The organism is Pseudorhodobacter turbinis, assembly GCF_005234135.1.
GTDB lineage: Bacteria > Pseudomonadota > Alphaproteobacteria > Rhodobacterales > Rhodobacteraceae > Pseudorhodobacter > Pseudorhodobacter turbinis.
Window position 1 is genome coordinate 289,022 of sequence record NZ_CP039964.1, and the last position, 12,636, is coordinate 301,657.

The 12,636-nt window shown below is 55.1% G+C and carries 15 protein-coding genes and 3 pseudogenes; 8 read left to right on the forward strand and 10 right to left on the reverse strand.

Features of this window, described 5'->3' with window-relative positions; translation table 11 throughout:
• Positions 1-38 precede the first annotated feature (38 nt).
• The 6 genes from EOK75_RS01250 to EOK75_RS01275 form a co-directional block, all read right to left on the reverse strand.
• Complete coding sequence (locus EOK75_RS01250) at positions 39-434, reverse strand: rhodanese-like domain-containing protein (protein WP_137192235.1); 396 nt, start codon at positions 432-434, stop codon at positions 39-41.
• Between the two features lie 3 nt (positions 435-437).
• Positions 438-1,007, reverse strand: coding sequence for a peroxidase-related enzyme (locus EOK75_RS01255; RefSeq protein WP_137192236.1), 570 nt, complete (start codon positions 1,005-1,007; stop codon positions 438-440).
• Positions 1,008-1,009: 2 nt separating this feature from the next.
• Positions 1,010-1,570, reverse strand: a complete 561-nt coding sequence (locus tag EOK75_RS01260; RefSeq protein WP_137192237.1) for a molybdopterin dinucleotide binding domain-containing protein — start codon at positions 1,568-1,570, stop codon at positions 1,010-1,012.
• A 10-nt stretch (positions 1,571-1,580) separates the two neighbouring features.
• Complete coding sequence (locus EOK75_RS01265; protein ID WP_137192238.1) at positions 1,581-2,777, reverse strand: CaiB/BaiF CoA transferase family protein; 1,197 nt, start codon at positions 2,775-2,777, stop codon at positions 1,581-1,583.
• 39 nt (positions 2,778-2,816) lie between these two features.
• On the reverse strand, positions 2,817-3,455 hold the full coding sequence (locus EOK75_RS01270; RefSeq protein WP_240793988.1) for a CoA-transferase: 639 nt from the start codon (positions 3,453-3,455) through the stop codon (positions 2,817-2,819).
• 110 nt (positions 3,456-3,565) lie between these two features.
• Positions 3,566-4,372 (reverse strand): CoA transferase subunit A, encoded by an 807-nt coding sequence (locus EOK75_RS01275; RefSeq protein ID WP_137192240.1) that lies wholly within the window; start codon positions 4,370-4,372, stop codon positions 3,566-3,568.
• A 432-nt stretch (positions 4,373-4,804) separates the two neighbouring features.
• Here EOK75_RS01275 and EOK75_RS01280 point away from each other — a divergent pair, with 432 nt between their 5' ends.
• The 3 genes and pseudogenes from EOK75_RS01280 to EOK75_RS20655 all read left to right on the forward strand — a co-directional run.
• A complete protein-coding gene (locus EOK75_RS01280; protein ID WP_240793989.1) occupies positions 4,805-5,029 on the forward strand; it encodes an ATP-binding cassette domain-containing protein in 225 nt (74 codons plus the stop codon).
• 129 nt (positions 5,030-5,158) lie between these two features.
• A pseudogene (locus EOK75_RS01285) lies at positions 5,159-6,104 on the forward strand (IS110 family transposase).
• A 149-nt stretch (positions 6,105-6,253) separates the two neighbouring features.
• A pseudogene (locus EOK75_RS20655) lies at positions 6,254-6,436 on the forward strand (transposase); the annotation flags it as partial.
• A gap of 11 nt (positions 6,437-6,447) precedes the next feature.
• Here the strand turns inward: EOK75_RS20655 and EOK75_RS01290 are convergent.
• From EOK75_RS01290 to EOK75_RS21165, 4 genes and pseudogenes are all read right to left on the reverse strand, one after another.
• Positions 6,448-6,660, reverse strand: a pseudogene (locus EOK75_RS01290) (IS3 family transposase); the annotation flags it as partial.
• A 145-nt stretch (positions 6,661-6,805) separates the two neighbouring features.
• Complete coding sequence (locus EOK75_RS01295; protein ID WP_137192242.1) at positions 6,806-7,561, reverse strand: IclR family transcriptional regulator; 756 nt, start codon at positions 7,559-7,561, stop codon at positions 6,806-6,808.
• Between the two features lie 54 nt (positions 7,562-7,615).
• A complete protein-coding gene (locus tag EOK75_RS21160; protein WP_240793990.1) occupies positions 7,616-8,071 on the reverse strand; it encodes a transposase in 456 nt (151 codons plus the stop codon).
• 311 nt (positions 8,072-8,382) lie between these two features.
• The gene (locus tag EOK75_RS21165) at positions 8,383-8,658 is read right to left on the reverse strand and encodes an IS110 family transposase (RefSeq protein ID WP_240793991.1); all 276 of its coding nucleotides are present in this window, start codon (positions 8,656-8,658) and stop codon (positions 8,383-8,385) included.
• Positions 8,659-8,857: 199 nt separating this feature from the next.
• Between EOK75_RS21165 and EOK75_RS20660 the strand changes: the two genes are divergently transcribed.
• The 5 genes from EOK75_RS20660 (at position 8,858) to EOK75_RS01320 (ending at position 12,609) form a co-directional block, all read left to right on the forward strand.
• A complete protein-coding gene (locus EOK75_RS20660; RefSeq protein WP_168199109.1) occupies positions 8,858-8,995 on the forward strand; it encodes a hypothetical protein in 138 nt (45 codons plus the stop codon).
• Between the two features lie 211 nt (positions 8,996-9,206).
• The gene (locus EOK75_RS01305) at positions 9,207-10,535 is read left to right on the forward strand and encodes a Hint domain-containing protein (RefSeq protein WP_137192243.1); all 1,329 of its coding nucleotides are present in this window, start codon (positions 9,207-9,209) and stop codon (positions 10,533-10,535) included.
• Positions 10,536-10,799: 264 nt separating this feature from the next.
• Entirely contained in the window at positions 10,800-11,153 is a 354-nt protein-coding gene (locus tag EOK75_RS01310; RefSeq protein ID WP_240793992.1) for an ABC transporter permease, read from the forward strand.
• A 14-nt stretch (positions 11,154-11,167) separates the two neighbouring features.
• On the forward strand, positions 11,168-11,926 hold the full coding sequence (locus EOK75_RS01315) for a glycerophosphodiester phosphodiesterase family protein (RefSeq protein ID WP_137192244.1): 759 nt from the start codon (positions 11,168-11,170) through the stop codon (positions 11,924-11,926).
• Positions 11,923-12,609 carry an HAD-IA family hydrolase gene (locus tag EOK75_RS01320; protein WP_137192245.1) on the forward strand — a complete coding sequence of 229 codons (687 nt, stop codon included), beginning with the start codon at positions 11,923-11,925 and terminating at the stop codon, positions 12,607-12,609. The genes EOK75_RS01315 and EOK75_RS01320 overlap by 4 nt, the downstream gene beginning before the upstream one ends.
• Positions 12,610-12,636: the final 27 nt, after the last annotated feature.

Consider the following 12,636-nt stretch of genomic DNA (forward strand, 5'->3'; position numbering starts at 1 on the left):
CCCTTTAACTTGGCAGATCGCTTAGGGTTGGGAAGGTGTTAACCACCGCGCACCGCCCGCTCAGCAACAGGATTTCCGGCTTTCTTCCACTCGTTAAACCCCCCAAGCAGGCTACGCGCATCTAAGCCCATTTCTTGTGCAACCTTGGCAGCAAGGAGGGATCGCCAACCTGAGGCGCAATAAAAGACATAGGTTTTTGCCTCAGAAAAGCGAGGCTTGTGATAGGGGCTTTCAGGGTCGATCCAGAACTCAAGCATGCCACGTGGTGCGTGGAATGCGTCGGGGATCATGCCCTCACGCTCCAACTCACGCGGGTCGCGTATATCAACCATGACGACACTGTCATTTTGGAACTGCACAGCCATTTCATCGCTGGTGACAGATTTGATTACCGCCTCGGCCTCGGCAAGAAGATGTTTGTATCCTTTGGCCATCGATTATCGCCCCATCCCATAGAACTCGTCGTTTGGACGCATGCTCGTGACATTTGCCAACCGGTTTGACATGCCAAAGAACGCGGAAATAGCAGCAATATCCCAGATGTCATCTTCATTAAAGCCGTGTGATTTCAACTCGGCCATGTCGGCGTCATGCACTTCATAAGCGCGGGTGGATACCTTCATCCCAAAGTCAATCATCGCGATTTGCCGGGGCGTGATATCGGCTTTGCGATAGTTAATGGCCACTTGATCGGCAATTTGTGGATTTTTGGCGCGGATGCGCAGAATGGCCCCATGTGCGACAACACAATATTGGCATTGATTGATGTTCGACGTGGCGACTACGATCATTTCTCGCTCTGCTTTGGTCAGATTGCCGGGCTTGTCCATCAGCGCGTCGTGATAGGCAAAAAAGGCACGAAATTCATCAGGCCGGTGCGCCAAGGTCAAAAACACATTTGGGATAAATCCAGACTTTTCCTGAACAGCCAGAATGCGGTCCCGAATGTCCTCGGGCATGTCCTCTATTTTGGGTATCTGAAAGCGGCTGATTGCGGGGGTGGCCATGGTTAAAGTCCTTTTTCGAGGGGCAGTATCTCTGCCAGTTTCGCTTGATAGGATTGGATCGGATCTAGCACCTCACCGCTATAGGGCTCTATATGCACAAGGCAGGTATGGGCCGAACAGCCATGAACCAAGGCCGAGGTGGCGATGTCCAAGATGAGGACATTCGGTTTTTCCGAAGTGTCCAGCACGCTGTTGCCTATGGGCGTCAACCAAGTGCCAGTTTGTAAGATCGCTACGCCTTGCGCAACCGTGTCTGTAACCCAAGCTGTTGCTAGACAAACGCCCTGCGCGTTCCAAAGATGAACAGTTTGACCGTCCGCCACGCTGCGCGACTTGGCGTCCGCGGGGTGCAATCGCACTTGTTCATGCCCGAAAAATTCGCCGATTGGTAAGCTGCTGTCATCTTTCGTCGATTTCACCTTCATTGACCAATCGCGTTCCATTTGGCTGAATTCCAGCGCCTGATTGGGAAGGCGCTTGCGCAGAGCGCCCTCAAAAAAAGCAGGTTTCATAAAGCCGTCACCGATGATGCCAACGGAAAGTGATTTGATTTGGGTGTTCATTCACACTACCTCAAGCGCGTTTGTTAGGTGTGTTGGGTGAAAGGCCAGGCAGCACATCGCGGTATTGTTCCGTGCCAAGAGAGTGCTCACTCAAAACTTCCGTGGTGTGTTGCGCAAACTGTGGTGGCGCGCGGCGGTAGCTCGCCGGTGTGCGGGATAGCTTGATTGGGCTACCCGTGCCACGATACTCGCCAATGTCGACGACCATTTCGCGGTGAACCGTGTGTGGATCGGCCACCACTTGGTCAAGGCTGCGTACCGCACCACATGGGACACCGGCTTTGATCAATAGGTCAGCCAATTCGCTACAGTCGAACGCGGCCAAGGCGGCCTCTAATTCAACCTTCAAAGCATCTCGGTTAATGTTACGTTGGCCGTTAGAGATGAAGCGTTGGTCGTCGGGCAGGTCCGGACGGCCAATCAATTTGCACAGAGTCGTAAATTGGCGATGATTGCCAACCGCCAGAAAAATCGGATCGGTTCTGGTCGCAAAGGTATCATAAGGGCAGATATTCGGATGGGCATTGCCAGATGGCGCTGCCACCTTGCCCGAAAGGTAATAGTTTGGAAGATGCGGATGAAGTAGCGACACGCCACAATCATATAGGCTAGCTTCTACAAACTGACCCTCGCCACTTTGCGCACGTTCATTGAGGGCCATCAAAATGCCAATGGTCACATTCAACCCCGTCACCATATCAACCACTGGCAACCCAACGCGAAGCGGTTGGCCGCCCTGTTCGCCATTCACGCTCATGATGCCACAGACGGCTTGAATGGCGGCATCATAGCCGGGCATCCCACCCATTGGACCATCCGCACCAAAACCCGAAACGCGGGCATGGATCAGTTTCGGAAACCGCTTTGAAAGCTCGTCATACCCAAGCCCCCAACGCTCCAATGTGCCAGTTTTGAAGTTTTCAAGAAAAACATCTGCCCCGGTAAGCAATTCAAGCAAAAGCTCTCGCCCGGCCTCTTTCGAAAAGTCGACGGCAATGCCGCGTTTGTTGCGGTTCAAGCCCAAAAAGTAGCTCGCCGCGTCATCCAGAAAAGGCGGCCCCCAACCGCGGGTTTCATCTCCGGCAGGTGGTTCCACTTTGATGACGTCAGCGCCATGATCTGCCAATATTTGGCCAGCATAGGGGCCGCCAAGCACGCGGCTGGCGTCGATAACCTTGAGGTTTGCAAGAGAGCCGGGTTGCAACATAAAGGATTCCTTTGTTCAGGATAAATGCGCAATCTGCATCTAGTATTGATCCGCCAAATCGCTCTGCCAGCTTTCGGCAAAGGCGGGATATGTTTCTTTCAGTTCGTCCATGACGCGGCCACGCAGCAGTGCCAATGTGGCTGTGTCGGGGGCAGGGGTAACAGAAGGCTGGTCTTGATGATCGAAGTCAAATCCGGTTGCCGCAATCAGATCTCGTAGATCTTGACCTGGATGAATGCTTTCCAGTTTGAAGCCCGGCTTGGCCTTGTCAAAGCTGAACATAGCCTTGCTGGTAAGCAACGCGACTGGACCGCCGGGGCGATAGACCTCCGGTGGGCTAATTCCGGGGGCGGAAATGAAGTCGACTTCATCGACAAAGACACGGGGCGTGTGTTCTTCGCGGAACAAAATGACGCGTGGAACAGTGAAATAGAGATAGGCCGACCCGAAGGAACCAGGCCAACGCACAGTGCTTTGCGGATATTCGCCAACTCCGACCAAGTTGATGTTCGCATGCTTGTCGATCTGCCCGCCGCCAAGGAAAAAGGCATCTAGCCGTCCTTGACCCGCGGAGTCGAAAAGTTCCGTCGACCCGTTGGTGAAAAAATTGTGCTCGACTGAACCCAGTATGGACAGCCTAACTTTCCGTTTCCCTTCATCTAGGGCGCGGCGTAGCATGGATCCCGCTGCGGGGATCGGCGAGGATGCCCCGACAGCCACATGGCGCACACCGTCCAAGAGTTGGGCAATGGTGAACATCAGGATTTCACGAGGGAGGGGGGCAGGGATCATGTTGCAGCCTCTACTTGTGCGGCCATGTATTCGGCAAATCCTTCCTGACTGCGGGCGGCGCTTGCATAGTGCTTCAACTCAGCCACATCGGCGTCATACTCACCCCACAGTCCATAAGGCCAAGCGCCGCGCGGGGCGAGCGCAATGTCTGTTACATACAGCGCGGGAAGTGTTCCCGCCGCTGTTGTCTCATCCGTTAAAAGGTTCGTCTCAATAATACGCTCGACTGTCACAAGCGTCTCGGTCGAGGCGTAGGCCATTGCAGCCAGTTCGCGCCGCCGCCCAATCCAGACATTACCAAATCGGTCAGCCATAGGTGCGTGAAAAATCGCGATATCAGGTCGGATTGCCGGAATCAAAACGATCGGGTCTTTGGCGTCGGCGAATGGATTGTCGATAACCAGCCAATCCTCACGGTTGCGAAGAATATCGCTTCCAATGAGGCCGCGCATTGGTACAAATGGGCTGCCTTTTTGGGCGGCCAAAAGACCGGCATGAATCGCGGGGCATGTCGCATCCCGTAGGCGTATTTCGCCATTTTTTACGGCTTGGTTGAAGCGCGGCGCACCACCTGCCTCACCCAAGGTGATTGCACTGGTTTCGACAGAGCGCACAAGGCCCGCGCCGATTAACTGATCAACCTGTAGACCGCCCGTTGGCACGCAGACCAGATCCAGATCGCCTGCGGCATGGTCAATCATCGGGCGGGTCATGGCCATCGAGACGCCCGCATAATCGACCGGCAGTGCGATGCGCATTGCGGGCTGAATGCGCCGCACCATTTCATGAATGTCGTTAGCCATTTTGCTTACCACTCCCCTGCAGGCACTTGCCGATAATTTTAACAGTGTTCTGTATTGTAGAACATCATTCTGTATATCAGGATATGTTGAGTTTAAGTGACGTGTCAATCCACATGTGATGCTGGCAAGGCTATTGTTCTTTCTTCCGGCCGGCGTCACTTGATGCCGGCGTCACTTGATGAAGGTATTGACGACCGAAATTTATGGAGGAAACATGACGGAATTGCGTTCCGTAATGTGGAGCGATTGGGGGCGCAATAAAGGATAGTATGAGAGAGCATGGGTCCGCGTCCAAAGCTGTGATAGCGACGCGACAGGGTGTTGGGCAGGCCGGTAAAACGGGTCGAGAGTCTCTATGAGTAATGTCGTTAAAAATTATGGCGCGTTTGTACTGCTGAATGCATAAATTTGGACATTAGGCCCGGCGAATTCGTGACGCTGCTTGGTTCTTCGGGCAGTGGCAAAGCCACCTTATTGAAATTTCTGGCAGGGTTTCAATCGATAGACAGCGGCGAAGTTTTGATTGTCGGCAAGGCCATTGGTCATGCGCCGACTCATAAATGGGGCTTTGGCATGGTGTTCCAAGCCTATGCAATATTTCCCAATATGGTAGTGAACCAGAATATCCGTTTCTCTAATTGGGTGTCTGGGCTTTGATGATGTAACCGCCCCGCGACGGCATCTGTGTGCTAAGGTGGGTCTCTTAGGATTCACAAAGGGGAGGGGTCATGTCGGAGATTATCACGGTCGGGCTCGATCCGTTGGCCGACAGGCGAATGCGCAGCAATCGCCGATAGGCTGGCAAAGAATGTGTTTCAGGTTCATGGAGCGGATGGCGCTGGTCACGCGGTGCTGCGTAAGAAGCTGCGGCGGGCGCAGGTGCTGGATTTTTCAGCAAGCTGCCCCCTTGTGTCGTGGCCATGGAAGCTTGCGGCGGAGCCCACTTTGGGGGCCGCGAGATTGGCAAGCTGGGCCATGACGTCCGGCTGATCCCGCCTGCTTACGTCAAGCCCTTCGTCAAGCGCCAGAGTGAGGCGGAAAAGAAAAAGATCCAGTGAATCTTTTTCCCGCCGAACGATGCGGCAGATGCTGAGGCGATCTGTGAAGCTGCGATCCGCCCCACCATGTGTTACCCGGCAGGCGATGCTTGCATCGCCGATAGGGCGTTTTGATCCGGTGAAGAGCGAAGACACACAGGGAGCGGCGATGATCTTTCGTGTTAGCGAATTGCTGATCCGGCAGCGCACCCAAGCGATCAATGCTCTGCGTGGTCATCTGACCGAATTCGGCCAGATCGTGCCTCAGGGCGTGGCGGCTGATGACGGTTCTGGGTATCGGTCCGTGGATCGCCACGGTCATTGCGGTCCTAGCCCCACCGCCCGAGACCTTCCGCAAGGCCCGCGATTTTGCTGCGTCGTGCTGAAAGCACGCCTCTGGCGCGACGCTGGGCCTGGTCCCACGACAGCATTCGACCGGCGGCAAACAGATGCTCGGGGCGACAACAAAGATGGGCGAGCGCTCCTTGCGACGCTTGCTGATCATTGGCGCCAACAGCGTCATCATCAAACGACATGTCCATGCTGCCGCTAAGCCCGGCACGTGGTTGGGCGGGATGCTGACACGTAAGCCACCGATGCTGGTGCGGGTGGCGCTGGCAAACAAAATGGCACGGATCGTTTGGGCCTTGAGGGCCCGCGGTGGTGTCTACAAGGCTCCGGCCACGGCGGTATAAGTCGTCAGGGCCGCGAGGACGTCGGAGCGAAGGAGGGGCAAGGAGCAGTTTGAACCGCCCCCAGTTTTCCGGAGGCTCCAAAGTAAGTATGGATGGAGCCCATGAGAAAAAGTAACAGAGCAAACCGACTTTCGACCGTGGTGCGCGCTGCAGCAATCATGGCCGTTGCGCCAAAGATTGGTTGTGGCAGAGACACGCTGCGGCGTTGGGTCAAACAATCCGACATCGATAGCGGGCGCAAAGAAGGCCAGACTTCCGATGGGCGCGCCCAGTTTGAAGCCATGGAACGCGAGGTCCGAGAACTGCGCCAAGCCAACGAAATCCTGATCAAAATACGCTGACCCTTACGCAAGATCTCATTCGCCTGCCGAAACTGGCGCATTTCCCGCTCCAACTCTTTGATCCGATCGCGTTCAGCACTGCTCACACCATCTCGCGTGCCGCTGTCATGCCCTGACTGCCGAATCCAGACCCGCAATGTCTCCGGGATGCAGCCAATCTTCGGGGCTACCGCAGCGGATTGCGTTTCATAGGAGCCCGGATGCTCCAACACCATGCGGACAGCACGCGCCCCAGTGCCGCCAACGTCTAAGCAAATGCGCGATAAGCAGTGCAACGGTAATTGCGCGGATAAGGTCTTCAGGAGAGTTTCCACCAGTTTCGAGACACAACCGTTTGCTTGACTCCACCCAGCTATCCAATCAGGCACCATGGGCATAACCCAGTGTCGCTGAAATTGATCGCGCTGCCTCGACTACTTGAGGCGCTATTATTTTCAATTGCTTTCGTTTGATGCGCGAATCTGGCCCAGACATCCCGATTGCTCCGACCACCTCGCCTGACCGCCCCAGAATGGCGCAGGAACAGGCTGCAATCCCCTCGCGCCATTCCCCCCGTAAGACTTCGGCATATCCCTGCAACTTGGCGACTCGGATATCCTCACGTAGTTCTTTAATCGTGGTTCGCGTGGTGTCAGTATAGCGCCGCATATGCGGGCGAAACCGCTCAAGATATTCATCCGGCATGTGGCTTAACATCGCTTTGCCTGTGGCCACAGTGAATGCGGGCGCGCGTGAACCAATACTTGTATGCGCCCGAATGTGATGCAAACTTTCTATTTTATCGACATAGATCACATCAACATCCTCCAAGATCGAGAGATGGACCGTTTCGCCTGTTTGTTCGGCCAATAACATCATTGCCGGGTGCGCCACTTTAATCAAATCCATCCTGCCAATAACAAAACGGCCCAGCTCCCATATTTTTGTCGTTAGTTCATAGGTGCTGTTGTTCGGCACTTGGCGGACATAGCCTTGGGATTGCAGCGTTTGCAGTAATCTATGCACGTTGCTTTTGGTAAGCCCCAGTTCGGACGCCAGATTACTGACCCCGCGCGACTGATCGCTGAGTGCAAGAGTCTCAAGTAAACGCAGCCCCTTGATAAACGCTTTGTCCATTCCTTACTTACCACCCATTCGGCTTTACCCTCAGATAAGACTGTTACTATACTATTACGCGCAATGGCCGCCACAATAATGCACCAGCCGCAGCCTTGCGTTGATGCCCTCGGCTAGGCGACGAATAATCTCGCTTTTGCTCTTGCCGTCTTTCGTGCGTTTCTTGACATATGCAAGTGTCGGTTCGTGGCTTCGCATTCTGACGATAGCAACGCGGTAAAGGGCAGCGTTAGCTTGTCGATTGCCGCCTCGGTTCAATCGAAAGCGGTGTGTCTTGCCACTTGTTGCCGGAATTGGACAAACGCCGCATAGCTTTGCGAATGCAGCTTCTGAATGGATGCGCGTTGGATCCTCGCCAACAAGGATCATCATCTCCGCGATTGTCAGTGTTGCTATCCCGTGGGATGCCATCAATTCTGGTGCGCGTTCGGTGACAAGGCGTTCCAGTTCTTTATCGTGTCCAATAATCTCCTCATGAAGCCATAGCCAACGACGTGCCAATGCACGCATGGCCGCTTTTGCAGAGGCTGATGGATTGTCGATATTGCCAGGTCGAAAGGCCCGATATGCCTGAGTAGAGCAACTTTTCCTCGATTTCCATCAACGGCCTCGCGCAGTTCGACAGGTGCATTGATGATCAACGTCTTCAAAGTCACCATCGCCTGCGAGCGTAATTTGACAGCTGTATCGCGTGCAATCTTCAGATGCCTGATCATTTCTGACGACCCTGTTTGTGTTTTAGGTCGTGCTGTTGCTTTCCCAGATAGAACGGATCGTGCGGCACCTTCCGCATCCAAACTGTCTGTTTTACCTTGCGTGTATCACACCTGTAGATTTGGTCGCGTGACCTCAATGACATTGTAGCCTTGAGCCAACAAAGACCGGGAAAGGCCAGCATCAAATGAAACAGTCCCTTCGATTTCGAATCCCAGAACTTTCCCAAGAGATCGCGACCAACGTTCCAATTCCATATATCCCTTCGGATTGGTCGGGATGGACAGGGCCGCCAAACGGGTGCCTTGTGTATCAATCGCAACAGCCACATGTGTTGCCCTATGCGTATCGATGCCGATTATAACCGGATGTATGCTCTTCATGTTGCCCTCTTGCTAAGAATGCCCAGACATCGATCCGAGGGGACAGGACTGTGATGGTGCGCCGACAGTCAGGCTCCTATAAGGTCACATCTCGCCCGTTTCCGGGGCGACTTGACGGTCGACGCGTCAATACAGAGGTGGTCGCAAGGTTTCGGACCAGTAGTTAAAGTGGATCAACTTGTGAAAGAAGTGATCCCAAATGACGAAACGAAAGAACCATCCGCCCGATTTCCAAGCCAAGGTTGCGCTTGAAGCAATCCGCGAGGAGATAGCGATGGCGGAGTTTTCCAAGAAGTATGGTGTTCATGGCCACTGGCAAATGCGCGCAAAGACCTGAGCGGTTGCCCGCCTTCGTGATCTGGCCGCTTTTACAGACGTATCTTAGATCCCGATGACGCGCGGATCTTTGACAGTTTAGTGAAAATTGTTTGTACCTTGCCCTGCGCGCTACATCGTCGATTAACCTTTTTGGCAGACAAATTTCAGGACGTGCAGGTGGGTTAGGGGCATTCGCTTCGGCTTGATGCGCGATCTGGAGAGCGGCTGATATGCCAAGACTAGCACTGTGGACCTTCGATGAAGTTCCGGGATCATCTGTTGGTGCCGATTCGGAAACCAGCGACGGCACCTCCCAAAACGGGACTTTTCAAAATGGCGCAACGACTTCGGGCTCTGGCTCGGGGGTGTTTAATGGTAGCAGTGACTATTTTGAAATTCCCTACGATCCGGGGTTCGATCTGGACACAGGCTCGGTCGCAATCACATTTACCCAAGAGACTGCCTCGACCGGGAACGACCCTTGGGGAAGTGGCGCGGCCCAAACGCTGTTTTCGCGTGACTCGTCGGGTTTTGACGGTGGCGGACACCTTACGATCTATATCAAGGCCGACGGCAGCGTCGCCGTGCGCCATCAGGTACCGGATCAATCGTTCTACTACAAAGGTGGCAACGTCACGCTTGGGGAGCCGACGACCGTTATCTATACGTGGAGCCCAACGGGCAGTCAGCTTGTCGTGGACGGTGTCGTGGTTGATACAGGCACGGAAGCACTGACCATGGCGGGAAACAGCGAACCCATAGTCATCGGCGCAACACAGGCGGTCAGCGGTGACGGTACAGCTGATATTGTGCAAGGGTTCTTTGACGGTACAATCGAAGGCGTTGCGATTTACGACGAGAATGTCCATGCCAATACGATCCCTTGTTTTACAAAGGGCACGTTGATCCTGACACCGCGTGGGGAACGTCCGATAGAGACTTTAAGCGTTGGCGATTTGGTCTGCACGGCAGATGGCCCCCCGCAACGCATTCGCTGGATCGGAGTGCGGCGTCTTGTTCTGGCGAAAGCTTCAAGTGGCGCGGATAATCTTCGTCCTGTCCGGATTGCGGCCGGTGCGCTGGGAAACGGTTTGCCAAAGCGGGATCTGCGGGTATCGCGTCATCACCGCATGCTGGTCTCGTCCAAAATTGCAGCGCGCATGTTCGGCAGCAGGACGGTACTTGTCGCGGCGATAAAGCTTACGGCATTGCCGGGCATTTCTATTGATGAAAAAATCCGTGATGTTGAATATATCCATCTGATGTTTGATCAACATCAGGTGATCTTTGCCGAGTCCGCACCGACGGAAAGTTTCTACATTTGCCCTGAATCGTTGAAAATGGTTCCATCGGCGTCTCGGCAGGAAATTCTGGCAATCTTTCCAGAGTTGAGCTCCATAACTTATGTGGCCAAGCCCGCCCAACCAATTCCGCCTGACAGATTGCAAAAGCGGCTTGTTGCGCGGCACCTGAACAACAACAAACCGGTTTTCCAGATGTTTGACGGGGAAGCATTGCCCGTGCGCCCCGACCCAGGGCTGCATCTGGCGACATCCTGAGGCGGATAGCACCCCGTCTGCCAAAGTAACGGGGCAGGGATCAGGCGCGCGGCTAAAGCGTTTCCGGCGCTCCATGAGACAAAAGGTTCATATCCCTGTCGCGGAGCTGTCACATGCAAGATGGATAACACGCTTGAGATTGGCGCCGACGATGCCGTTGGTGTCGGCATATGTTCAAGGAGCTTTCCCATGCTTATCCAACGTCGTTAAGCTCTTGGCCTGCTGGAGGCTGCTACGGGTGCGCTGGCTTTGCCAAGGATGGGCTTGGCGATCTCGGCAGGGGCGCAGGGCTATGCCTCGGCGGTTGTGCAACTGGGGGCAACGCCCGCCCGTGTCTATCTGCGCCACATTCTGCCCAATGTCGCCTCCACCCTGATCGTATCAATGACGCTGACCTTTCCCGAGATCATTCTGATGGAAAGCGGGTTGTCGTTCTTGGGGCTCGGGGTGCAGCCGCCAGAAAGCTCTTTGGGCAATATGGTTGGTTTTGGCCGCGAATACCTGACGCGTGCGCCCTGGATCATGCTTGGCCCCGCCTTTGTGATCATGATGACAACCTTGTCGATCTCGCTGGTTGGAGACTGGCTGCGTGACAAGCTCGACCCGACAATCCGTTGATGAAGGACACTCCAATGACAAAGATTATTGCACATCGTGGCGCCCGCAACCTTTGGGCTGAAAACTCGCTGGAAGGCTTTCGCAATGCTGTGGCCCTTGGGGTTGGCGCTGTGGAATTCGACCTGCATCTTGGGGCCGACGGCGCGGTTCTGGTCATCCATGACGCAACTCTGGACCGGACCACAACCGCCAATGGCCCTGTGCGCTATCTTACCAAGACCAGCCGTCACAATCTGTGTTTAATCGGCCCGGACGGAGAGATCGATGAAGGCGTCCCGATACTTTCGGAAGTGCTGGAAATCATTGCCCCCTGTGCGGGCCTTCGGATCATGCCGGAGTTCAAGGCCGATGAGACGGGCTTTTATGATCCGGTATTGATCGAGACGACGGTCGACATCTTGCGCGACTATGGGCTTGCGCCTCGCACGACATTGCACAGTTTCGATATTCAGGTGCTGCATCTGCTTGCCCGTATCGCGCCCGAGTTTGACCGCATGATCTCGGTCAATGCCAATTGGGCGGCGCGGCATGGGGGGATCGAGGCCGTCATCGGGCAGGTGCGCGATTTGGTCAGCATCATCGCCATCGAGCAAGAGCTGTTCGAGGCCGAGTTCGACCGTATCACCGCCCTGTTCCCGCTGGAGCGGCTTTCTGTTTGGACGGTGAATGATCCGGGCTCAATCGCCCATTGGCTGGCGCGCGGCCCCGGTTATCTGACCAGCGATGACCCGCAGCTTGCCCTGAGCATTCAATTAGCGGAGGCCATGGTATGAAGGGCTTTGATCTGGTGATCTTCGACTGCGACGGCGTCTTGATCGAAAGCGAGGCACAGGGCGCGCAGGCATTGGCCGAGGCTGTCACGGCGGCGGGTCGGGCGATGAAAGCGCATGAGGCCGGGCATCTGTTTTGCGGCTGTTCCCACGATCAGACCGGGGACTTGATCGCGCAGATGGGGTTGGATGCCGAAACGGTCTTGCGCGATGCCGTTCAGCGCTTGTCGCTGCTGTTTGCCCAAGGCGTCCAGCAGATGCCCGGCATGCAAGAGCTTCTGACCGGTCTTGATACCCGGATCTGTGTCGCCTCGAACAGCAGTGTAAAACGCTTGGCCGGAAGCCTTGGCCGCACCGCGCTTGCGCCGCTGTTTGGCACACATATCTACAGCGCGGATCATGTCTCCAAGGGCAAGCCCGCCCCGGATTTGGCCCTGCATTGTCTGGCACAGATGCACAGTACCGCCGAGCGTGCAATTTTCATCGATGACAATATCCACGGTGTTGCTTGCGCCCGTGCGGCAGGCATCTTGGCTGTGGGGTTTGTTGGCCCGTCCGAACACCGCGCAGGCCATGCACAAACCTTGCGCGAGGCCGGGGCCGATTATGTGGTTCACGGTACCGCCGAACTGCAAGCGTTGCTGTCCGACTTGTTAGCGCCGACCTTGATCGGTGCCGCAGAATAACTCCCCGTTCAAAATAGTAAGGATTTC

Bases quoted from the DNA above. Each gene is read 5' to 3' on its own strand.
- EOK75_RS01250 (WP_137192235.1), bottom strand. From the start codon at position 434: ATGGCCAAAGGATACAAACATCTTCTTGCCGAGGCCGAGGCGGTAATC.
- EOK75_RS01255 (WP_137192236.1), bottom strand. From the start codon at position 1,007: ATGGCCACCCCCGCAATCAGCCGCTTTCAGATACCCAAAATAGAGGAC.
- EOK75_RS01260 (WP_137192237.1), bottom strand. From the start codon at position 1,570: ATGAACACCCAAATCAAATCACTTTCCGTTGGCATCATCGGTGACGGC.
- EOK75_RS01265 (WP_137192238.1), bottom strand. From the start codon at position 2,777: ATGTTGCAACCCGGCTCTCTTGCAAACCTCAAGGTTATCGACGCCAGC.
- EOK75_RS01270 (WP_240793988.1), bottom strand. From the start codon at position 3,455: ATGCTACGCCGCGCCCTAGATGAAGGGAAACGGAAAGTTAGGCTGTCC.
- EOK75_RS01275 (WP_137192240.1), bottom strand. From the start codon at position 4,372: ATGGCTAACGACATTCATGAAATGGTGCGGCGCATTCAGCCCGCAATG.
- EOK75_RS01295 (WP_137192242.1), bottom strand. From the start codon at position 7,561: ATGGACAAAGCGTTTATCAAGGGGCTGCGTTTACTTGAGACTCTTGCA.
- EOK75_RS21160 (WP_240793990.1), bottom strand. From the start codon at position 8,071: ATGCGTGCATTGGCACGTCGTTGGCTATGGCTTCATGAGGAGATTATT.
- EOK75_RS21165 (WP_240793991.1), bottom strand. From the start codon at position 8,658: ATGAAGAGCATACATCCGGTTATAATCGGCATCGATACGCATAGGGCA.
- EOK75_RS20660 (WP_168199109.1), top strand. From the start codon at position 8,858: ATGACGAAACGAAAGAACCATCCGCCCGATTTCCAAGCCAAGGTTGCG.
- EOK75_RS01305 (WP_137192243.1), top strand. From the start codon at position 9,207: ATGCCAAGACTAGCACTGTGGACCTTCGATGAAGTTCCGGGATCATCT.
- EOK75_RS01315 (WP_137192244.1), top strand. From the start codon at position 11,168: ATGACAAAGATTATTGCACATCGTGGCGCCCGCAACCTTTGGGCTGAA.
- EOK75_RS01320 (WP_137192245.1), top strand. From the start codon at position 11,923: ATGAAGGGCTTTGATCTGGTGATCTTCGACTGCGACGGCGTCTTGATC.